General features: G+C 37.5%; 11 protein-coding genes and 1 pseudogene. 8 read left to right on the forward strand and 4 right to left on the reverse strand.

The window, feature by feature from the left end; genetic code table 11:
* Positions 1-154 precede the first annotated feature (154 nt).
* The 4 genes from AC27GZ_RS08195 (at position 155) to AC27GZ_RS08210 (ending at position 8424) form a co-directional block, all read left to right on the forward strand.
* The gene (locus AC27GZ_RS08195; protein ID WP_487094463.1) at positions 155-2857 is read left to right on the forward strand and encodes a CRTAC1 family protein; all 2703 of its coding nucleotides are present in this window, start codon (positions 155-157) and stop codon (positions 2855-2857) included.
* A gap of 51 nt (positions 2858-2908) precedes the next feature.
* Positions 2909-4369, forward strand: coding sequence for a sulfatase family protein (locus AC27GZ_RS08200; RefSeq protein ID WP_487094464.1), 1461 nt, complete (start codon positions 2909-2911; stop codon positions 4367-4369).
* Positions 4356-5780 (forward strand): sulfatase, encoded by a 1425-nt coding sequence (locus tag AC27GZ_RS08205; RefSeq protein ID WP_487094465.1) that lies wholly within the window; start codon positions 4356-4358, stop codon positions 5778-5780. Before AC27GZ_RS08200 ends, AC27GZ_RS08205 begins: the two co-directional genes overlap by 14 nt.
* A gap of 109 nt (positions 5781-5889) precedes the next feature.
* Complete coding sequence (locus tag AC27GZ_RS08210; RefSeq protein ID WP_487094466.1) at positions 5890-8424, forward strand: glycoside hydrolase family 2 TIM barrel-domain containing protein; 2535 nt, start codon at positions 5890-5892, stop codon at positions 8422-8424.
* 55 nt (positions 8425-8479) lie between these two features.
* Here AC27GZ_RS08210 and AC27GZ_RS08215 read toward each other — a convergent pair whose 3' ends face one another.
* Both AC27GZ_RS08215 and AC27GZ_RS08220 read right to left on the reverse strand, forming a co-directional pair.
* A complete protein-coding gene (locus tag AC27GZ_RS08215) occupies positions 8480-9289 on the reverse strand; it encodes an alpha/beta hydrolase (RefSeq protein ID WP_487094467.1) in 810 nt (269 codons plus the stop codon).
* A 6-nt stretch (positions 9290-9295) separates the two neighbouring features.
* Entirely contained in the window at positions 9296-10411 is a 1116-nt protein-coding gene (locus AC27GZ_RS08220; RefSeq protein ID WP_487094468.1) for a Zn-dependent alcohol dehydrogenase, read from the reverse strand.
* Positions 10412-10579: 168 nt separating this feature from the next.
* On the opposite strand from AC27GZ_RS08220, the gene AC27GZ_RS08225 reads away from it, so the two are divergent.
* The 4 genes and pseudogenes from AC27GZ_RS08225 to AC27GZ_RS08240 all read left to right on the forward strand — a co-directional run.
* Positions 10580-11449: a helix-turn-helix transcriptional regulator gene (locus AC27GZ_RS08225; protein WP_487094469.1), complete on the forward strand. Its 870-nt coding sequence runs from the start codon at positions 10580-10582 to the stop codon at positions 11447-11449.
* Between the two features lie 198 nt (positions 11450-11647).
* Positions 11648-14020: an alkaline phosphatase D family protein gene (locus AC27GZ_RS08230; RefSeq protein WP_487094470.1), complete on the forward strand. Its 2373-nt coding sequence runs from the start codon at positions 11648-11650 to the stop codon at positions 14018-14020.
* A 192-nt stretch (positions 14021-14212) separates the two neighbouring features.
* The gene (locus AC27GZ_RS08235; RefSeq protein ID WP_487094471.1) at positions 14213-15418 is read left to right on the forward strand and encodes an ABC transporter substrate-binding protein; all 1206 of its coding nucleotides are present in this window, start codon (positions 14213-14215) and stop codon (positions 15416-15418) included.
* Between the two features lie 48 nt (positions 15419-15466).
* A pseudogene (locus AC27GZ_RS08240) lies at positions 15467-15808 on the forward strand (transposase); the annotation flags it as partial.
* Positions 15809-15867: 59 nt separating this feature from the next.
* Here the strand turns inward: AC27GZ_RS08240 and AC27GZ_RS08245 are convergent.
* Together AC27GZ_RS08245 and AC27GZ_RS08250 are read right to left on the reverse strand one after the other, a co-directional pair.
* Complete coding sequence (locus AC27GZ_RS08245; protein WP_487094472.1) at positions 15868-17217, reverse strand: hypothetical protein; 1350 nt, start codon at positions 17215-17217, stop codon at positions 15868-15870.
* A 78-nt stretch (positions 17218-17295) separates the two neighbouring features.
* Positions 17296-23589, reverse strand: coding sequence for an RCC1 domain-containing protein (locus AC27GZ_RS08250; RefSeq protein WP_487094473.1), 6294 nt, complete (start codon positions 23587-23589; stop codon positions 17296-17298).
* Positions 23590-23629 lie beyond the last annotated feature (40 nt).

The raw sequence follows: 23629 nt of genomic DNA on the forward strand, positions 1-23629 counted from the left end.
TTTAACTTGCTTTATATATTCACTATACCGTCCTGTTTAATGGAAAACTGAAATTTACCTTCACAATAAACTACACCTATTTAGTTAAATATCTGGACAATTAATTTAATACTAATGTAAATTGTAAACAATTAACATTTGTTTTAAGTCTAACATGAAAAAAATTTTCAGCTTTTTAGTAAATAAACCCATCTTTATGGCATTTATGATTTGTGGCATGACTGCGTGTCATGATGAAAACTTGGCAGGTTTACCGTTAACAGTTGCGCCACAACAGCCCATAGAAATTGACTACTCCGTTTCAGGTGCCTTACTCAAAAAGCTCTCTATAAAGCTGATTAATCCTAATGATTATGCTTATTTAACTGTTTATGCTAATGATGAATTACTGCTTGATAATTTAACGATTCCTGTTGCAGGAGAACAAACATTCACCGTATTAGCTAATTTTAACAGCCACGGAAAAGTAACTTTAAAGCTAGTGAGTAAGGCCGCTACCTTAAATATCAATGAATTGTCCTTCTCAGATATAGAAGAGGTGAATTTACCTCAATTTAGTGATATCTCTGAGCAAGCTGGTTTAGATAAAGCCAACTCGATTAAATATGGTGGGCCAACCGTTGCTGATTTAGATAACGACGGTGATTATGATTTTATCGTCAATAACCATAATGCTGAGCCGAGTAAACTGTATTGGAATAATGGTGATGGTACAGTAACTAAGCATAAAAAAGATCTTTCCCGCTGGTTTATGCATGATTTACACGGTACAGCCGCTGGCGATTATGATCATGACGGTGATTTAGATCTAGTGGTAACTATGGGAGGGGGGAACGGTACTAACCCTTCAAAAGCAAACTTCTATCAAAACAATAACGGTACTTTTGTTTTAAGTACAGGAGATGTCGGAATAGATCGCGGTGGTAGAGGACGAGGAGCTAAATTTATAGATTTAGACCTTGATGGTGATCTTGATTTAATGCTAATTAATGAAGCCAGTTTAACTCACTCAAAACCTCAGCACTTTTTCTATGAAAATTTAAATAATGGTCGATTTGCTTACCGAAGCATCAAGGGCATAGAAGATCACGAGTCTTCTCGTGTTCTAGTGTCCGATTTAAATAACGATCATATTGACGATATTATTTTATATAGCCCATTTTCTGTTTGGCAAGGTAATGGTGATTTTACTTTTACCGAGATAACCAGTCAGTTCCCAGAAGAGATTGCCAAACTTAATGATGTTATGGCCATCACGGACATTGATATTGATAATGACGGCGACTTTGATTTGTACCTTGCTAGAGGAAAAGTCTTTGAAAATGGCTATGGTGAAGCACCTTCTGTAGATCATGATCCTATTAGTCAAGAGTTCTCAATAAAACCTCGTGGCTATAGAGGGGTTGATGCTTTTGACTTTATCGCTGAAGGCGCAATTAAGCTTCATAGTTATAAATTTTTAACCCAAGGTGCTTTTCGAGGTAAAGATTACCCAATATTTTTAGGCAGCAATAAACAAGCTAACGTATTAAGTTCAGGTGAAGAGCTAGTTATAAACCCGCAACAAGCGAAAGGCTGGCCTGATGATATTTCAGAAAATGGAGTTTACTTTGGCTATTTAGGTGAAAATCGTTGGAAATCAGCGCTTGTCCGTAATGGCAATATCTTTTGGTCATATAGATTTAGTTTGTCGGGTGTTCAGGCGGTAGATCTTGCCTTTACACCAGAAAATAGAAATATTGCCGATGTACTGCTTCGTAATGACGAGGGCAAATTTACTGATGTCTCAAGTCAGTGGCATGTACCTACCGGCGGTAATGCGCTTGGCGTAACAGTTGGAGACTTTAACAATGACAGTTTTCAAGATTTATTGGTTTATCGTTGGGGACTGATAGGCTCAAGGGTTTCAGATTATATGTTATTAAATAATGGCAAAGGTAATTTTGAACTCACTACACATCATGGTGCCAATGATGTCGGCGGACCAGGCAATGGTGATATGGGTCAAGCATTTGATTTTGATTTAGATGGTGATTTAGATCTACTCAGTGGCAGTGAAGACGGGCAATGGTATCTTTATAATAATGAACTTAATTTAGATAAGCATAACCATTATGCTTTAGTGAGAGTTGGTTATTCACCAAAAAATAATATTGATGCAATATCAGCACAAGTGATTGTGACAACTACTAAAAATGAGTATCTCAAAAGAGTTGGTTCAGCAGGTGCTATTTTTTCACAAAGCTTACTTAATATAGTGCACTTTGGTTTAGGAGATGAAGATGAAATTGAAAACATTACTGTTACGTGGCGCAACGGCGAAACGGTAACTATTGAAAAGAAAGCTGCCAACCAATTATTTGTGCTTGGTAAGGAAAAGCCTGAGTTAGCTAACTTATCTAAAACGAGCAGTGTGAATATTGATAGTTCAATGAATTTCCAACTGATGAACACCCCGTGTAATACAAACTGTGTTGAACCTTCTATTAGCATTTTAAATGAAGAAATTTATAAAAATACGCCTTTAGTGATCGGTGAAAACCTTACCTTAAAAGTTAACTATCATGCCGGCAGTGGTTATAAAGTTATTTCGGCTGATGAAGGGGGAGTACGTTTCTGGTTACGAGAATTTAAAAATAAATGGATCCCTGCCAAGGATAGAGTATTAGTAGATCCTTCAGCCCTTTATAGTGAGTCAGGTACTGCAACACAAACATTCTCTCTAAAAGGTTTTACACCCTCAGCTGAACTACCTGAAGGACATTTTTATTACCTGAATGCTTCATTTACCAATAGTAATGGCGAAACCGTAAAACATGAAATTTACCCGATTAGCATAGTCACTCCTGATAAGTAAATTTTAATAAATTATTAATAAATAAGCTGTCAGAGAAAAGGATAAAGAATAATGAAATTAATGATGCGCTTAGCTATTTTGTTTGTTATGTCGTCGCTAGGTCTTACTCTAAATATAGCCATAGCAAACGCAGAAGAGGTTAGGCCTAATATTATTGTTATTTTGGCGGATGACTTAGGCTATAACGATGTGGGTTTTACGGGTAAAACGCCTATACAAACCCCTAATATTGATGCCTTAGCAAACAACGGAGTGATATTTAACAATGGTTATGTGACTCACCCCTATTGTGGGCCATCGCGTGCAGGTCTATTAACAGGTCGTGCTCAAGCAAGATTTGGTATGGAAAATAATGTGTCTTATATGCCAGATGATCCACATATGGGGTTACCGCTAACAGAAAAAACTTTCCCTAAACGTTTACAAGAATCCGGTTATAAAACGGCTATGTTTGGCAAATGGCATTTAGGTGGTGCTCCTAAATATCAACCTAACAATAGAGGCTTTGATTACTTTTATGGTTTTTTAGATGGTGGGCATAACTATATGCCAGGAGAAGTAGTTGTTGGTGGCGACGGTTATGAATTACCTATCATGAGAAATCATGATGTCGCTGAGTTTAATGAATATTTAACGACAGCACTAAGTAACGATGCTGCTAATTATATTAAAAGTAGTTCAAGTGACCCTTTCTTTATGTATTTAGCGTATAACGCACCGCATGCACCTTTACAGGCCCCACAATCTTTTATTGATAAATATGCTCACATTAAAGATAAAGAACGTCGTATCTATGCTGCTATGGTTGATGCTATGGATGAAGGCATAGGACGTGTTGTTAAGGCACTAAAACAAGCTAACAAATTTGATAATACCTTAATTTTCTTTCTATCTGATAATGGCGGTGTTTACCCTGAAGCTTGGTTACCTACTTTTGACTGGGCCGATAACTCTCCTTTTCGACGAGGAAAAGTTGCTCTTTTAGAAGGGGGAATACATGTGCCATTTATAGCTCATTGGCCAGCTAAAATACCCAAAGGCCTGAAATTTAACGGGCTAGTTTCATCACTGGATATTGCTGCGACTTCAGTTGAACTTGCACAAGCTGACCATAGTGATAATAAACTTGAAGGGGTGAACCTTATTCCATTTATCAAAGGTGAAAAGCAAGGTAGCCCGCACAAAGCGCTATTTTGGCGATTAGAAGAAGCAGATCACCTTTGGGCGGTACGAACGCCTGAATTTAAATATTTGCATCAAACCTTGCCTAATGTAGGTCGAAGCTTTTTTGATATGAAACTTGATCCAACCGAGCAAAATAACTTGGTTGATCAACACCCTGATAAGCAAGCTCAGTTAGCTAAACTTTGGAATGAGTGGAATCAAAAAAATATTAATAATATCCACTTACAAAAACATGAATATGATGCCGCTAAGCAAAAGTTTTTTGATGATTTATCTAAAGAACAGCTTAAAGCTGCAGATGAACGAGGCGTTTATGAGATTCATTAACCTTGTTAGCCTATCAGTTTTTTGTTGGGCTATTTCATTTACAAGTATTGCCAGCGAACAACAGCCTAATATAGTTTTGTTATTTTCTGATGATGCAGGTTACGCCGATTTTAGTTTTCAGCGAACAGTGCAAAATCAAAATGATCATTTTAATACACCACATTTAGATAAGTTAGCATCACAAGGGGTTAAGTTTTCTCAAGCTTATGTGACATCTGCTGTTTGTGGTCCTTCGCGTGCTGGTTTGATGACAGGTAAGTACCAACAGAAATTTGGCTTTGAGGAGAACAATGTCCCTGGTTACATGAGTAAATCAGGTTTAGATCATGATGATATGGGGTTACCGCTAAGTGAAATAACTATAGCAGATCGGTTAAAAAAACTCGGCTATCGAACAGCACTTTTTGGTAAATGGCATTTGGGTGATGCAGATAGATATCATCCGTTAAAACGAGGCTTTGATGAATTTATCGGTTTTAGAACTGGGGCGCGCAGTTATTTTGAATATGATCAGAATCAGTTAACAACAACGCCAAAAAATGCATTGTTAGAATATGGTTTTGGAGATTACCGAGAAACCAAGCAATACATGACTGACTTTTTAGCCGAGAAAGCCAATCAATTTATTGAACGTAATAAAGAGCAACCATTTTTTGCATTTGTGTCGTTTAATGCTGTTCATACTCCCATGGAAGCTCACCCTAACGATTTGGCTAAGATTAAAGGGTTAACAGGTAAGCGTAGAGCGCTTGCTGCCATGACGCTATCCCTTGATCGCGCTATAGGTAAAATCTTAGCTAAACTTGATGCCTTAGGTTTAGCAGAAAATACCTTAGTTATTTATACCAATGATAATGGCGGCCCATCAGACACCAATGCTTCTGTCAATTTTCCATTAAGTGGTACTAAAGCAAATCATTTAGAAGGGGGAATTCGAGTCCCTTTTATAATGCGTTGGCCGCACAAAATAAACGCTAATAGCCAATATGAGAACCCGATAAGCACACTAGACTTATTACCAACCTTCATTAGTGCGGCAGGTGGGAAAATTACCCAAGCAGACGCTTTAGATGGTGTTGATTTACTGCCATACATCGCAAAAGAAAAAAGTGGGGTTCCTCATCAAACCTTATTTTGGAAAAAAGAAGTGAGAGCCGCTGTCAGAGATGGCGATTGGAAACTACTTCGTTTTCCTGACAGACCAGCTGAGTTATATAACATTGCTAAAGATGAACAAGAAATTCATAACTTAGCATACAAATATCCTGAAAAAGTTAGGCAATTATACAAAAAGATATTTGCTTGGGAATTAACGCTAGAAAGGCCGTTGTGGCAATTAAAGCGTGAATATGAAGGTAAAGCTATGGTGCGTATGGATAGTTATCGCCCAACGGTTATTAATACTAACTAACTCAAAACTTAAATATTTGAAGAGTGTTAATTCACCATGGTAAATGAGTTTTCATTATGTAATACTGTTAATTGTTAACAATAATAAGATACTTATTTGGAGTTTAATTGTGATAACTGTTAAGACACTTAAGCAGCTCATTATCAGTGTACTGCTTTGTAGTGGTGTTGCAATGGCTGATAGTAGCCGTGAAACTGATTTTAATTTTAACTGGAAGTTTCGCTTAGTTGAAAGCACGAGTTTACCTACAGAGCTACCCCTTAATGATTCTTCATGGCGAACTATACGTTTGCCGCATGATTGGAGTGTTGAAGCCTCCTTTGATGAATCATTAGAAGGTGCAACGGGTTATTTACCCGGTGGTGTAGGCATATATCAAAAACACTTTAAAACACCAGCAAAACCAAGTGATAAAAACAGCTATATATTATTTGACGGTGTATATAACAATGCTACGTTCTGGTTAAACGGTAAAAAGTTAGGGGAAAACCCTTACGGCTATTCACCGGTTTATTTTGATTTAACGAAATTATTAACTACGGACGGCTCAGATAATATCTTAACAGTACATGTTGACCATTCGCGTCATGGTGATAGCCGATGGTATACCGGCAGTGGTATATATCGAAATGTAAAATTAATTACAGTAGATAAACTTCATATCCCTATTTGGGGCACTTTTGTTACCACGCCTGAAATATCTAACGCAGAAGCGACTGTTAATATTGACATAAAACTAGCTAATGATAATAAGAAAAAATCTAGTCTTTTGGTGACCACTCAATTAGTTGATAACTTAGGAAAAGTTGTTGCAACTGAGACGACTAAAACACGTGTTAAAGGCAAAGGAAATAAAGTCATATCCCAATCAATGACAGTTGCAAAGCCTAAACTTTGGGATATTGATGCGCCGAACATGTATCAAGCAGTCACCACGTTAAGCAAAGACGGTAAGGTATTCGATTCTTACACTACGCCATTTGGCATTCGTAGTATTGAATTCATTGCCAAAAAAGGTTTCTTTTTAAATGGTAAAGCAACCTTGGTAAAAGGTGTTTCATTACATCATGATGGCGGTCTAGTCGGCGCTGCTGTTCCCAAAGAAGTATGGCGTCGTCGTTTACAGTCATTAAAAGATGCAGGTTTAAATGCTGTACGTACAGCTCATAATCCTTTCTCCGCTGAGTTTTTAGACTTATGTGATGAGATGGGTATTTTGGTACAAAATGAATTTTTTGATGAATTTGATTATGCCAAAGACAAACGTCTAAACATGCACGAGCGCCATGATGACAATATCACCCGCGGCTATGGTGAACACTTTCAACAATGGGCGAAAAGCGATTTAACTCGTACAATGCTTCGTGATCGCAACCATCCAAGTGTCTTTCAATGGAGTATTGGTAATGAAATAGAGTGGACTTATCTGCATTATCGATATATTACCGGCTTTTGGAATGATCCCAATGATGCGACTAAAATGGATAATGAATTCTGGGGAGCAGCACCTAAATTCTCACCACAAGAGTTAAAGAAACGTTATCACGAATCTGAAAAAGGTCAGTATATTTTGGCTGAAACGGCTAAAAAATTAAATGATTGGGTTAAGGAGCTAGACACAACAAGGCCTACAACGGCAAACCTGATCATTCCACAAGTTAGTCATGTTAGTGGTTATGCTGATGCTGTTGATATTGTTGGTTATAGTTATCGAAATAGTGTTATTCCATGGGGACAAACACATTTTCCTGAAAAGTTGATTACCATAAATGAAAATCCAGGTACGTGGGATGATTGGAAGCAAGTTTTACAATTCCCCGGCGTGTTCAGTCAATTTATGTGGACTGGGATTGATTATATGGGAGAGCGCCATAAAAAATGGCCACATAAAAGTGGTTGGGGTGACATGTTAGATCTTGCGGGCTTTAAACTACAAGGTTGGAATTATTTTAAAAGTGTTTGGGTGAATGAACCTCATATTTCGCTTGGTACATTACCTTTAAGCAACTCTGGTTTTACCGTCGACAAATTATCAGGCCTAGCCAAAGCAAATGATGATGCTAGTTATCGTTGGCGAGACTCGAACATGCACTGGAATTACCAAAAAGGTGAACAAGTATTGGTTGAAGTTACCTCTAATCACTCTATTGTTGAACTATTTTTAAATGGTGAATCGTTAGGCTATCGCAGTATGTCGGAGGCGAAAGATCGTATCTTCCGTTGGGTAGTGCCATACCAAGCTGGGACGTTAACTGCTAAAGCAGGTTTTACTGGCCAAGAAGTTATCGCAACACTTGAAACAACTGGCAAAGCCGTTGGCTTTAATTTTACTGCCGATAAAGCTAATTTAGTCGCTGATGGTTATGATTTAGCGCATTTAGTTGTTCAGTTGCATGATAAACAAGGTCGTGTGGTTAACACTGAAAATGCAGAGGTCAAATTTGAAATACAAGGTGATGCAAGATGGTTAGGTGTTGACTCAGGAGCTCCTGATAACATTCAAGATTTTCAAAGCAAAACGATTACCACGGCCAAAGGACGTACATTAGCGATTATTCAAGCTAATTTACAAGCAAGCCAAGTCACCGTTACTGCACATATTAAGGGCTTTGAATCACAAACACTATTGCTTAATATTTACTAGTGAGCAAAAAGTAAATATCGTAAAACAAAAAACCGAGTAATATACTCGGTTTTTTTTATTTTTCTTTCCGCTTAGCTTCTATATCACTGAAAAAACGTAAGGTTTTGGTAAGGTGTTTATGCCAATAAGGCCATTCATGCCCACCGGAGAAACTATCAAATTGATAGTCAATGGCGAGGTTATCTAAGCTCTTACATAAGGTAAGATTACTTTCATACAAAGAGTCATCTATGCCGCAATCGAAACGTAGTGGTGGTAGGGCTTCATGGTTTTTTTCTAACCAGTAAATGATATTGGCTTCAAAATCATTTTCACAAGCATAATCACTGATAGGGTTTTCAATAAATTGCTGTAAATCAGCTAATGAGGTTACCGCTGAATGAGCAGTAATACCGGCAAACAACTCAGGATATTTTGCGCCTAATCTCAGTGACCCGTAGCCGCCCATAGATAAACCAGAAATATAAAGATTGCTGTGCTTACTTGCGCCATCAATGTTTTCAATAACACCGTTAATCACATCATCTACTATCCACTTTTCATAATTGCCGTGCCCTTTAAGAGGTAGGTAGCCTGAGCCATCCCAAAGGCCACCATCAGATGGCATGACAAGAATAAACTCAGTTAAACCTTGTTTTCGAAGTTGGTCGTAAACTAAGTGTGCGCCACCTAAATCCATCCAGACATTGCTAGAGCCATAAACTCCGTGAAGTAAAATAACCACTGGGGTATTTTCTTGATCAGACTGGTGCTGATAAATATTAATATCTTGCCGACCACTGATATGGCTACTATGTAGTGTTAAAGTTGTGGTATTTTCCCGGCTATATTCAGGGTTTGATTTTTCAACACGGAGTATAGTCATAGCTAATTACTCTGATTCATCAATTATAACGACGCCTTTGGCAATGCGGCCATTTAACATATCATCAAACCCCTGAGAAAGGGTTGCTAAGGTATATTTTTTGGTGACTAGCTCTTCCAACTTCATTTGCTTATTGTCGTACAAGTTTAAAATTTTACTAAAATCACGCTCAGGATTACACATGCCATATAAGGGGTTAATGTAAATTTTATCCCACTCAAAAAGCTCGCAATCAAAATCAATACGTTGCTCAATTCCACTGACTTGCACTGCCGTACCAGCATTACGAACTAAAGCTAAAGGTGCTGATCCAAGTGCCGGAATAGCGGTACATTCAAAAGCATAATCTGCGCCTCTATTATCGGTTAAGTCTTTAACTTTCGCTTTCACTTGTACAAAGTCTTTATCTGCTTTATCGACGACTATGCCATGAGTTGCACCGAAAGATTTTGCTTGAGCTAAACGTTCTTCATTAATATCAATCGCAATAATTTTTGCTGCACCTGATTGTTTAGCGCCTTGAATAGCGTTTAAACCAACGCCGCCACAGCCAATAACACAAACGCTGCTACCGACATCTACTTTTGCTGCATTAACTACAGAGCCCCAGCCAGTCATTACTCCGCAACCTACTATCGCTGCAGCAGCAAAAGAGATGTTGCTGTCAACTTTTACTACGGCTTGGCTTTTCACTACAGCATATTCAGACATAGTACCTAAATGAAAAGAGCGTTCGATAGGTGTTTTGTTTAGCTGGCTACTTTCAATATGCGCATGACCTTCAAGATCACAGCCACAAACAGGGGAATTAGTCTCACATATATGTAAATTACCTTCCTGACATTGAAAACATTCACCACAAGGAATAGCCCAATTGAAAATAACTTTATCGCCAACAGATAAACCTTTGACATTACTCCCTACCGCGTCAATGACACCAGCACCTTCATGACCAACAACAAAATTTTTATCCCAGGTATTTATAGAATCCCAGTCTGTATGGCATATGCCTGCTGCCTTTATTTTAACTCTTACTTCACTTGCGTGTGGCTCACCAACTTCAATCGTTGTTAACTGGTATTCTCCTTGGCCATTTGAGATCACCGCTTTTGCATTTATCATAATTTACTCATTACAGTTACCGTTAGGTTAATTCAAACACGAGCTTGTTTCAGGTTCTGTCATAAATACAGGATTAAATGTTAAAAATATGCTCTATTATTTGATGAGTGTTGACTGTAATTATCATTAATATCATTATTATGATGTGTTAAACGAATTAGGAATGTCATGAGAGATGTTTATTGTGAGCCTTTTAATATTGAGCGTGGCTATCAGTTTGAAATTCATCAGGTCAGTTATCAACAAAATGAGCCCTATAGTTGTTTTATGCACTTTCATGAAGTGCATGAGTTTATTTTCTTTGATGAAATAGAGGGCAGCTATTTTTATAATTTAGGTCAAACTCAGCTAGAAAATAATGACATAGTATTCACGCCAGCATTAGAAGCGCATGACTTTGAACTCAGTACGAAGGCCAAATCTTGGCATATAGTGCAAATTCTCCCCGAATTTTTTGATAGTGTCGGTTTGGTCTGTTGTGAAAACTTTTTTAAGCAGGGCATGCATTTACGTATTCCGGTGGCAGAAAAAGCAAATGTGAATCAGCTAATACGTTGGCTACACGACAGTTATCAAGAAAACCCTAACAGTGAAAAAAGTTTAACCATACTGAAATTATTAGTGTTGTGGATATCAGAGCATAGTAAACCTGTTCAACAACATGATCTAAATACCATGCATCAAGTGACAGGGTATGAAAAGCTGCTACCTGTTATCAATTACTTTAGGCAAAATGAAGAAGTTGAGCTAACAATGATCCAAGCAGCAACGCTTTGTCATATGTCGCCATCTCATTTTTCTCGACAATTTAAGCGCGTATTTAGAGTGAGTTTTTCAGAGTATTTATTGCGCCATAAATTGTACCAAGCAGCACGTATACTTAGCCGAGGAAAAACATCGATTACTGAAATCAGTTACAACTTACACTTTTCTAGTCCTTCACACTTTATTTCACAGTTTAAAAAGCAGTTTGGTAATACGCCATTGCAGTATCAAAAGTTGTTATTTGGTAAGAATAAAGCTGACACCACTTTATAAGATCTTAATCAGTTAACAGTCAGCTCTACGCACAGAATCATTAAATTAAACTTATTATCAATCACTTGTGATATTGAACCCTTAATGAAAGCAAATAGCTATCTAAGTACTATAAATGAATAACAAATCTTGCTTGCTATAAAATGGTATTTTGTTAACATTTAACCAAATTGATTTTTTGATTGTATAAGGTTAATGATGGATAAAAATATCTCACGCCGATCAGCCCTTAAATTTGTTGCAGCAGGTGCTGTTGCAGCGGGTGTTAGTAGCTGTTCAAATCTCTCGGATGAAAAGAAAACATTGTTAGCTAACAGTGCTGTAAAACCTAGCCTTGATAACTGGCAAAATACCTTTGATAGAGTTTGGCTTGGTGGTGAGGTTTGGGCTAACCCGATGGAAGATTGGCGCGTAAACGACGGCAAAGCTGAATGTATAAGCCGCGGGGGAAACCGTAGTGTACATTCTTTAACACACCAATTAAGTCATTTAGAGCACGGTTTTGATATTTCGGTACAAATTCATCGTACTGAAGAAAACACAAATGATGGCGGTGCTGGCATTCGTTTGGGCGCTCGCAGTGATATTGATGATTATCGCGGTAATTGCTTTGTACAAGAGGGTTATGATTTAGGCATTAAAGGTAATGACTTGGTGTTAGGTGACAAGAAAATACCATTAACTAGCGCAATCAATAAAAAAGCGATTAAGTTACATCTGCAAGCAAAGCCTCAGTCAGGTGCAATAGCACTGTCTTTAACGGTTAGTTTAGTCGATAGTGAGCAAGTTATAGGTCAGCTTGATGATTTAGCCTCTGTTGACGAGTTACGTGGTAATGTCGCACTTGTGAGTAACTTTGCTATTGCTTCTGTAGAAGACGATAACGTAGAAGAAGACAAGTTAGGTTGTCGTTATGCCTTTAGTCATTGGACTATGCAAGGAAACGCTTTTGCCGTGAATGAACAGCAAAAGTTTGGTCCTATCTTATGGACCATGTACACCTTAAGTGATTCACGAAGCGCTGATGGCTTTGTCATGAGCATGAGTGTACTTACAGGCCCCATGGGTAAAGATGATAACCAGATGGTTGCTTTGCAAGTAAAAAAAGCAAATCAGTGGACGACGATAGCGACTGAAATATTAGATCCTGATGCTTGGGTTGCTACTTTTAGGCTAACCAATTGGCATGAACAAACAGCTACGCCATATCGTGTTGTCTACATAGAAAAACAACGTGATGGTAGCGAAAAGCCAGATATATATTCAGGTACTATTCAAGCTAACCCTGTTGGTCGTGAACTGCGCATGGCGGCATTAACTTGTCAAAAGGATTATGCATTTCCTTATGCTCCGGTAGCTAATAATGTGGTGAACATGAAACCTGATTTGGTGTTTTTCTCCGGGGATCAATTATATGAATCACATGGTGGATTTGGCATTATTCGTGCGCCTGCAGACAGAGCTATTTTGAATTATTTGCGAAAATTTTATCAATTTGGTTGGGCATTTGGTGATGCTATGCGAAATCAACCTACGGTTTGCTTACCAGATGATCACGATGTATTTCAAGGTAATTTATGGGGTGAGGGTGGTGCTCCTATGCCACAGTCAGCACTTGCAAATAGCCATGTTGATAAAACCGGAGGCTATATTGAGCCTGTTCGCATGCTTAATGCTGTTCACCGAACACATACAGCACATCATGTTGCGCCGATTGATCCAACTCCATCTTCTCGAGGGTTAAGTGTTTATTATGGCGAGATGATTTATGGTGATGTTAGTTTTGCTATCGTTGCCGATAGGCAGTGGAAAAGTGGCCCTGAGCGTTTAGATATTATTGTTGGTACTTCAGGGCAAGATGAAGATCCTAACTTTATTAATCCTGCCTATGATCGAGAAGATCTTGACTTACTAGGTAAGCGCCAAGAGGACTTTTTAACTCAGTGGAGCCAAGATTGGCGAGGGCATAAATTGAAAGCCTTACTCAGCCAAACGGTATTTGCGGGTATTGCTACTCACCAGTGGAAACCAGACTTTTATCTTAAATATGATTTTGATAGTAATGGTTGGCCTGCAAGTGGTAGAAACCGAGCGGTACAAGCAATACGTGACTCAAAAGCGTTACATATATGTGGTGATACCCATTTAGCCAGTATTTCTCAATATGGCCTTGATAAAGCTCGTGATAGTAATTGGGCATTTTGTACACCAGCCATTGCAGTTGGTTGGCAGCGTTGGTGGCGCCCTGACAGTATAGATTTACCTTTTCAAAACAGACCAAAACATGGCTTAGCCAATACCGGTGAGTACCTAGATAGTTTCGGTAATAAAAATTATGTTTATGCTATTGGAAACCCTATCTTTAGTACGGCTAAAAATCGTTATGTTCAAGCTCACGAAAAAGCCAGTGGCTTTGGCTTTATTACCTTTGATACACAAGCAAAAACATATACTGTAGCTGCCTACAAGTTTATGGTGGATGCAACTGATGGTCAGGCAAGTAATCAATTTCCGGGCTGGCCAATGACTATTCACCAACAAGAAAACAAGGGTGAAAATTTAATTAGCTAATTCACACGATTTATAACAGCCAGTATTTAAAAATACTGGCTGTTATACCAAATAAAGTTTGTTAGTAAATTACTGGTTTATATATTATATTTACTTTACTAATTTATTTTTTCGGTTTGTATATTGAGAGTTTCTGCATATAAAATTTATACGCAATATATAAGTAAAATATTACTTATTGTGTATTTTATATTGCCTAACTATACCTTTGGGGATACGGAAAAAGAGCAAAGCATTATCACTTTATCTATCTATGCAGATGGTGGTTTGCATAGAGAAAAAACCCAACAATTACTTAAAAACTTTAGCCAACAAAATCCTAGTATTCAAATACGTTTGTTGCCAACGCGTGGTATTGACTCTTATGCGACGAAATTTGATGAATGGCTAAAACATGGGGATGGACCTGATATTATCTGGTGGTTAGGTGGCTATCGAATAGGTAAATATGCAAAACAGGGACTACTTCAGGATCTATCCTCTTTTTGGAAAACTAACCCAAACTTAAATAAGTTTCCAAAAGCAATTATGGAAGCTGCTCAGTATCAAGATCGACTGTTTGCGATACCAGTCTCTTCAAATCTTTATACACTTTATTATAGAAAATCATTATTTGAGAAATTGAACATTGATGTACCGCAATCATGGCAGCAAGTGATTGAAACCTGCACAGCATTAAATCAGCAACAAATTAGCTTATTTGCCTTAGGCACTAAAGACTCTCAGTGGATTCTTCATGGCTGGTTTGATTATCTAAACTTACGACTACATGGTTTGGAGTTTTATCAACAGCTACTAAATGGCGAGATCTCATTTTTAGATAAAAGAGTACGAACAACACTTGAGCACTTTAAGCTTTTGGTTGATAAAAAGTGTTTTAACAACAATCATGAACGGCATAGTACATGGGATGTTTTTCCTTCTATGTTAAGAGGGTATAGCGCAATGATTTTAGCGACGAATTTACCTGAAAAAGTACACTTTAAAAATATTGATGATATTGGAATTGCAACTTTTCCTACAATAAATGCGGGTTTACCTGATTATACCGTGATGCCTGTAGAAGTTTTTGTGGTGCCTAGCTACACAAAAATGACGAAAGATTTACACACATTACTTACTTATTTTACTTCTGAAAAATTTCAAGTTGGTTACGTTGAAGTGCAACAACACATACCAGCGATTATGACTACCGAACCTTCAAAAAATCTATTGGTACAGAAATCCAGTGAAATAGTTAAAAACTCACCTGGCGGTATTCAATTTTTTGACAGAAACGCCAATATTGCTTTTTCGGGTGAAACTCCTCAAATATTTGTCGATTTTTTAAATGATACCAATGTTGAACGAGCAATGAGTAGATTAGAAGCGCTACGATTAAAAGTCTTTAAACCTTAAAGGTATACATTATATGTGGCATATTGGAGTAATATGCGTACTCTCTGACACCGAGTGTTTGCTGATACAGCCAAGGCTGAAAGAGGGGAATGGTTAGTTTTATGGCTTTTACCTTCACTTGACCATGTATAATTAAGGCTGTTTACTGACGGTTAAAATAACCGAAGGAAATGCCGATGACAAGAAGCTTGTTCTAGATATGCTTGATAGTGTTTCTAGATGTATTATTCTGGAATAGAGCTATGCTATCTAAGCAGTTTATTATTGAAACAGTATTCGAATAGCTTAAAAATATCGCTCAGATAGTCATACAAGAATTGCCTTTATGGATAACTTAATGGAAGGGCAACCTTTTATACTTTTAAAGCAAAAAAACGAGTATCAAAGTGACTCTATGTTCGTTCTTATACGAAATGAGACTAATCAGTTTATTTCATCAAAAGTGCAAGCTATAACTTTTTAAGTGCTGTCTCTATAGCTTCAAACAAAGCAGAATTTACCTCTAATACTGGGAACTTTTTCCCTAATGCTACTTTATTTTCAACGTACTCAGGAGCGCTGATTTTTGTTTGTTCCATTGTAACTTTTGCTAAGGCAAACTCATGCTCTTTAGGATCGGGCCTCAGTACAAATGTGCTTATCTCAGCAGATATTTTTAGTAACAAAACACTGCTTACACCATAAGCTTTATCTAATGCACTTAAGTTAAGCTGACTGACAGGTTTACAAGGATCCGCAAAGATTTTATCTGAATTGTGCAATAAAATTTCTTCTGCTAGTGCATATAACTGTCTATGTGTCGTAAGCTCTGAAGGTAAAATATTGCCCGTTTTATCTTTAAGCTCATAGTCAATGGTGAGTAAAACTTTATCTGTATTTTTACTGTGATTTTGCCATACAGGTTTATTTAGGTGAATATTAGCACTGCTTTGTTGAATGACATTACCATTTAAATCAACTAGTTGATAACTCACTGTATATGGCGCTTCTTTACTATTATCAAAATGACCGACTAAAAAAAACTTTGCCTTCTCTTTACTTCTTGAAGGGTTGAGCAAGGATAAATTTATCGCACCTTGAAGCGGGTGTTGCTCATTCAGCCATGAGCCATTTTTTTGCAATATAGAACAAGTATATACATGCTCTTGAGTAATATTATTAGTAAGTAACAAAGCGGCTAACTGTATATCATCTGTAGGTGCTGACTTTATCTGCACGATATAGTTATTGAGCTCAATCAACCAAGCGCTTTTATTGGCTAAGTCCTTCATCCATTCAGGGGGCGTTATAATTCCACCTTTTTTAGGCTTAATGGCAACAACAGCAGCAATAAAATAGTCTTCAATATGTTGATTTAATTGTGTGATAAGTGCTTGAGCACTTTGATACTTATCTATTTTTCGAGTTAACCGTTCAAATGCTGTGAAATTAGTTTCAATTAATGCTCTGTCCGCTTGAATTTTTGTAAGATATAAATGAAAAGATTGCTCCGTATCTAGCTGTGCTTCTGCTTGAAAACCTTGCTTGGTTTTCATAACAATGACTTCAGCCCCAAGTAAAGTTAAATTCGATGATGTTTGCACATTATCGATAAACTCTTGGCTTGTTTTTTCATCTTTAAATTGACTCCGAATTGATGTTTCAGCTTGGACTTTAACTATAATCGACTCTGATAACTGTCTTAATGCCTCGGTTCTAGCATCGAGTTCATTAGATGAAATGGCTCTAGCACTTAACATAGTTGCAGTTGCTTGTATTGGAAGTGCTACTGCTAAAAATAGTAGTAAAATACTTTTCAAATTTTTTCCTTTAAAAAGCGAACTATCAATGTTCGCTTCAATATTAAATTGTAATGGCTGTTTTAAATAGTAAAGCGATTAATAAAATTTCATCAACCTCATACGCCAGCTCCAAAACCCAAGTAGTAACAGCAGCAAATATAAGCCAATAGCACCACCGCCACCACCTGAACTCGACGAAGAGGTTGGAGTCGATGTAGCAAGATTATTTACCGAAATAGTAACATCCGTTGAGGTGACTCTATCTCCTTGCATAATGGTTAGTCTGATAGTAACCGATGAGTTACTATTTACCTGTGGCGCGGTAAAACTTGCGTTAATGGATGTCGCATTAGAAATACTAACAGTTGGGCCACTTACTTGTGACCAATGATAACTCAAAGTATGACCGTCAGGATCACTTGAGTTGCCACCATCAAGAGTTACTGAGGTACCTTCATCAACAGAGGTGCTACTTGCATTGATTTGAGCCACTAATGCTTGTGGTACCCAATTAATCGTCATGGTATGGTTTTCGGTAATTTCATTTTCCCCATCACTGACGATAACTTGCAAGGTAATTTCCTCGTTTTGTGTAATGTTAGGAGAGTTTATTGTTAACGTATTTTCATCTTCATTAATTAACGTGACACTCGTGCCATTTATCTGTGACCAAAGGTATGTCAATGGTGCACTTTCTGGGTCTTGTGCTGTTACGGTAATTTGCAATGTATCTTCTTCAAACATCGTAAGTGGTGCAGTAATACTCGCTGTAGGTTCAAGGTTTACACTGATAATTGCAGGGTCAGAAATTTGTCCATTAATTTCACCGTCGTCATCATATAAACCACCATCAACTAATGTTAATTCTAGACAAGCACCTCCCTCAATAAGTCCTATTTGATATGTACTAGCGCCTATTTCAGGACATTGACCTAATTCAGTAAGCGGAGCTGATTTAAGTGTATTACCATCAAGGTTGACAAAAGCTGACCAGCCATTTATTTCATTATATTTCAAGTATTGGGCATTAGCCGGTAAAGTAATATTATTTGGTAGTGGAATCACCACAGTTGCAGCACTACCTACACTAGGTAGGCCACTTATAACAAAATCAATTACTGGCATTACAACAGTGTTTGTAATTTGTGCATTATCGTTACTTACTAATGTTGCAAAGTCTTCTAACGGTATACCCGCACCTGCGCTATCAATATTTTGTCGTATGACAGAGCCAAGCGATAAGGAAAGTCCTGGCGATGTTTGCATAGGAGCATTTCCGTCTCTGATGGGTAACTGACTATTATCACTGTTATCATCCATAAAGTCAGCGATACCATCACCATCACTATCTCCGAACCCTTCATCACTATCACTAATACCGTCTCCATCGCTATCTTCATTACTAGCTAGTACAGGAGTTATATCCATTACATGTAAATCAGCACTGATAGTGTTACTGTGAGCTGCATTGGTATTAGTTTCTGTCACCGTTGCTGTTAGAGTATGTCTTCCTGTAGTTAACAGTGTAGGGTCTAATGAAAAGTCGCCTTCAATTCCACTTAAATCAATAGTGTCACTTGTCCAAGAAATGCTATGGGTATCGCTACTATTAATGTCATGCACGTGTGCAACAATAGAAACTAAACCCTGATCTTTAAACACCTGAATTCGTGTCTCACTTTCTTGAATGGTACTTATCTCGAGCTTAGGTGCAAAATTATTACTCGTTAAAGTCACTATACTATTAGTATTGCCATCAAGAGCAGCATTTGTAGCGCTGTTTAAGGTTAACTCAACGGTTTCATTAACTTGAACATCATTTAAGTTGAGAACAATACTGCCTTGTTGTCCTGAGTTAATCACTACATCCTGATTTGGTAATTCAAAAGCAATACCAGCAGTATTTATTCCAATCACATCAACTTGAATTGTAACAGGGTAGTCAGCAGCTTTTGCATTAAGTGTGACTGGAATAGTAATAATAGAACCTGGTTCAGCAAGGTACTCAGGTGCAACACTCACTTGGGGGAGTATAACTAGTGATTGTATTACTTCCTCAGAGTTATTTTGATTATCTCTTGCTTGCCAAACTATATTGTGTCGCCCTGGTAACAAACGTGTTTCTCCAACTATATTTGCTAAAAGGTTTCCATCAACTAAATCAAAAGCAGTTAAGCTAACTAGATGCGTTATATCACTGTAATAACCAGTAGAGTTAATGACTTCTTCATCTGGCTGACCTAAATCTGGTGCGGTAGTATCAACAACTGTAACTCGTTGTACTGCACTTTCAGTATTATTATCACTATCTGTCACAGACCAAGTAATAATATGTTCACCTAACTCGTAAGGCCCTACATTATCTGATGAAGCAGTTAGGTTGACATCTTTATCATCTAAAATAATTGGTAAACCTAATTCAACCTGTGTAGTAACACCTGTTGCTTCTACTGTTATATCATTTGGAGCTTCAATTGAAAGTCCCTCAATTCCATTATCTGCAACCGTAATTGTAAAATCTTGGTTAACACTTTCCACCCCATCACTGACGGCCATACGTACTTGATGAGTACCAACATCTTCGTCACGTGGTGTTCCAGATAAAACGTTATCATTGAAACTTAGCCAACTGGGTAAAAGAGGAGCACTGATCGTTAAGCTATCACCGTCAATATCATTAGCTGTTAGTGTGTAACTATAGACACTACCTTCGATGGCAGTCAGTGAAGGGCTACTAGTTACATTGGGGGCATCATTTTGTGAAGTAACAGTGATGGTAACAGTCGCAGTATTAGAGCTTAACGAGCCATCGCTAGTCTTATAACTGAAGCTATCTTGACCTGAAAAGTTTTCCGCTGGTTTATACGTTACTTGATTATTGTTCAAAGCGATTAGTTGTCCATTGCTTGTATTGCCGACAATGGAATAACTTAGGCTGTCTCCATCTGCATCTGATGCAATGAAAGAAATCAACACCTCGCTATCTTCCGCCACTTCAACCGTTATATTTTCACTCACTGGGGCTAAGTTTTGTGGTTTTACTTCAATTGAGAAGCTATCAAGACTCGCTGTTTCAATACCATCTGTTACAGAAATAACAATGTTAGAATAAACTCCGATGTCTGCCTCGACTGGAGTTCCAGATAATGTACCAGAGCTAGTATTAAAGCTTAACCATGAAGGTAAATTAGAAATAGAAAATACTAAACCATCGCCATCACTATCTAACACTTGTGGTGTAAAACTGTATAAACTTCCAAAATTAACACTAACTTGAGCGCCAGCACCAAAGCTTATTGTTGGCGCATCATTGACATTAAATACGGTAATAGAGAATTGGTATAAGGTTGAATCTATCCCATCTGATACTTCTATTTCAACTTGCTGTGGAGTTGCTGAAACATCCAATTGACCGGGTGTTCCTATTAATGTGTCACTATTTTCTCCTCCAATAGTTAACCAAGTAGGCCCAGAAATTTTACTAAAGGTTAACGTATTAGGCTCACTAATATTATTTTGATCATCATTTTGAAATTCAGCAAGGTTATTAGAGTCGCTTGCTGACAAAGTAAAGGAATATAAGTCATCTTCAGCTGTAGTTGTGCTAGCTTGTGGCTTACCGTTTTCATTAAAGTCAGGAGTAAAATTAGGGATAAAACTATAAGTACCAAGATCAATGAAATCTGCTGATTGTGCAGTAAATTCTCCCGTGATACTTTGATAGTTATCATAGGTTACTGTTAGAAAATATTTATTTGCTCTAACCGTTTTAAAATCTATGCCACCATTTTGAGAAAAGAAAGTTAAGTTAAAGTCACCTTTATCATCAACTACATTAAATGAAGCGCCGGCTACACTAGCATATGATAAACTATTTAGGTCAACTAATTCTTGTATATAGGCTGAAAAATCAACCAGTTGAATGCCTACATTACCTTCGAATATAAATGAATTACTACTACTAGAGACATAAAATGAATCTGATACCGTATTAAATAAATGGCTTTGGCTACCAACGGCATAAGCTTCTAAGTTGTATTCACAAAGAGGGGTTAAATAGTAGGTTTGATTATCTGTAGCAACGCCTTGGTATTCAAGACAGGTTTCACCATCTATGTTGCTTTGCGAGGTACTTAAAATATCAACTCTTGGCTCACCATCAATATTTTTATCTTCACTGCCATTACCATCTGAATCAAAAGAGTTTGTGATGGTAATATTGACGTCAACTGTCGCTAAGTTTAGATCTAAAATACCATTTATTTCATAATAGCCAAATTCTTCGATAGGTGAGAATGTTTCCTCGCTATTAGTAAAGTATTCACTATCAGTTGAAGAGTATAATGTAACTATATAATGACATGAGACAGTCAAGTTATAAGAGCGACCATCTCCGAATGCAGTCAATCCTTGGTAACTTAAACACTCGCTAGTAGCACCGTTATCATTGCTGGTAGCGGTAATATCTATTTTAGCGTTTGTGTTAGGGTAATCATTAGCTTTATTGGTTATGTAACTATAATCAAAGATAGGTGCCACTTTCATCTCAACAACCGTTATATCAACACTTTTATTTACCGTATTGTTATCACTGTCTGTGACAGAAAAAGTTACATTAGTTACCCCTATGGGTAATAGTTCAGGTAAAACTGAGTTGACGACAGTTAATGTTTGGTCTTGTAAATCAAAACCAGTCGCTGCAGCTATAAAATCAGTAACTCTACTATCTTCTCTAGAAATTCCATTAACATCTTGAGTTAAAAATGTTGCTGCTGCAGGCACGGTTAAAAATGGCGGGCAATTAATCGGTGTATTACTAAAAGTCAGTGCGTCTACCCAAGCGGAATCAGCCCCTGATGAAGCAGAGCCATCTTTACTATATTGCCACTTAATTTCGTGTAAACCTTGGGCAATACAAATATCGGTTGAGATTAAAGCGCTCGCTTTTTGCCAGTCATGATTACCAGAAAGTTCAAAAATAAGCTCATCATCAATATAAAAACGAACAAAATCATAATTAGTTTCACTATCAACTTTAATATCAAAATCAATAGCGCCAGCTTCAAAGTTGTTGCTATAAGTAATTTCGGCAATTTCGTTATGGGTAATGCTTTCTGCTTTAAGGCTATTTATGCCATCTGATGATAATGAGTCAATAATAGTCCATGTTTTGTTTTCTAGATCAGGTGCTTGCCATAGCATTGATAAATAGTTCGATTCAAAAGACTGGTTTGCATTAGGGAAGGTATCACTAACTAAAGTCATAATATACTTTGGAGATTTTGTTTCATCTTGAACAATGTTAGCTAATTGACCTGATGAGTTATTTCCCCAACCAAACAATTCTCCATTAGAACTTATCGCAACAGCATGATCTGAACTTGCCGATATTTGTAACCACTTATCAGAACCAACTTGTTTTGGGGAGAATTGATCTTCAGTTGCTAGATACCCTAAAGCTTCAGAGTAATATCCGCCCCATGTCCAAAGGGTCAGATCAGATTTTATAGCAACAGAATGGGAAAAACCGCCAGTGATCGATCGCCATGTATCAGTACCTACCTGGGTAATAACAGTACTGGAGCCACCTCTACCTAATTGCCCATTACCATTACTTCCCCAGGACCATAGAGTGTTATCATTTTTAATAGCAAAGGCATGTGAGCTCGCTGCATATACAGTGAGCCAATTATTACCAATACTTTTAGGAGAAATAGATTTAACGTAACTATTATCGCCAAGTTGACCAGAGCCGTTATAGCCCCACGACCATAAACTTGAGTCTGATTTTATCCCTAAGGAAAATGAACTGCCTGAAGAGACTGTATTCCAAGTATCAATACCTACTTGAGTAGGAATATTTCGATTAAGCTCATCGCCAAGCCCTAATTGACCAGAAAAGCCTCCTCCCCAAGCCCACAAAGTACCATTATCTTGTAGAGCTAAGGTGTGATTACTTCCAGCAGAAACTAACTTCCAAGTAGCACTACCTATTTGTACTGGCGCATTTTGATTATTTTCATGTCCTAAGCCTAATTGCCCTGAACTATTATATCCCCAGCCCCATAAGCTACCATCATCTTTTATTGCTAAAGAAAAACTATTCCCAGCAGAGATATACTTCCAACTAGCAAGCCCAATTTGTTTAGGTGTAGATGAATCAGTTTGACTACCATCACCTAACTGACCGTAATAATTACTTCCCCAAGCCCATAAACTGCCGTCTGACTTCAATGCCAAAGTATGCGAACTGCTAGTCGAAACTTGAGCAAAATCATTAAATGAATAAACAGCAAAAGATGGCAACAGTACAAGTAATAGTAAACATAACTTTCGTCTGATTAACAAAGCAAAAAAACGATAGACTTTTTGAATATGAGCAAACAACATACTGTATCCCTTATAAACGATAAGGTTTAGATACATTCTT

The sequence above is a fragment of the Colwellia sp. SU-HH00943 genome, from assembly GCF_057546125.1.

Coding starts and splice junctions, on each gene's coding strand:
- AC27GZ_RS08230 (WP_487094470.1), top strand. CDS start 11,648: ATGGATAAAAATATCTCACGCCGATCAGCCCTTAAATTTGTTGCAGCA.
- AC27GZ_RS08225 (WP_487094469.1), top strand. CDS start 10,580: ATGAGAGATGTTTATTGTGAGCCTTTTAATATTGAGCGTGGCTATCAG.
- AC27GZ_RS08205 (WP_487094465.1), top strand. CDS start 4,356: ATGAGATTCATTAACCTTGTTAGCCTATCAGTTTTTTGTTGGGCTATT.
- AC27GZ_RS08220 (WP_487094468.1), bottom strand. CDS start 10,411: ATGATAAATGCAAAAGCGGTGATCTCAAATGGCCAAGGAGAATACCAG.
- AC27GZ_RS08200 (WP_487094464.1), top strand. CDS start 2,909: ATGAAATTAATGATGCGCTTAGCTATTTTGTTTGTTATGTCGTCGCTA.
- AC27GZ_RS08215 (WP_487094467.1), bottom strand. CDS start 9,289: ATGACTATACTCCGTGTTGAAAAATCAAACCCTGAATATAGCCGGGAA.
- AC27GZ_RS08250 (WP_487094473.1), bottom strand. CDS start 23,589: ATGTTGTTTGCTCATATTCAAAAAGTCTATCGTTTTTTTGCTTTGTTA.
- AC27GZ_RS08195 (WP_487094463.1), top strand. CDS start 155: ATGAAAAAAATTTTCAGCTTTTTAGTAAATAAACCCATCTTTATGGCA.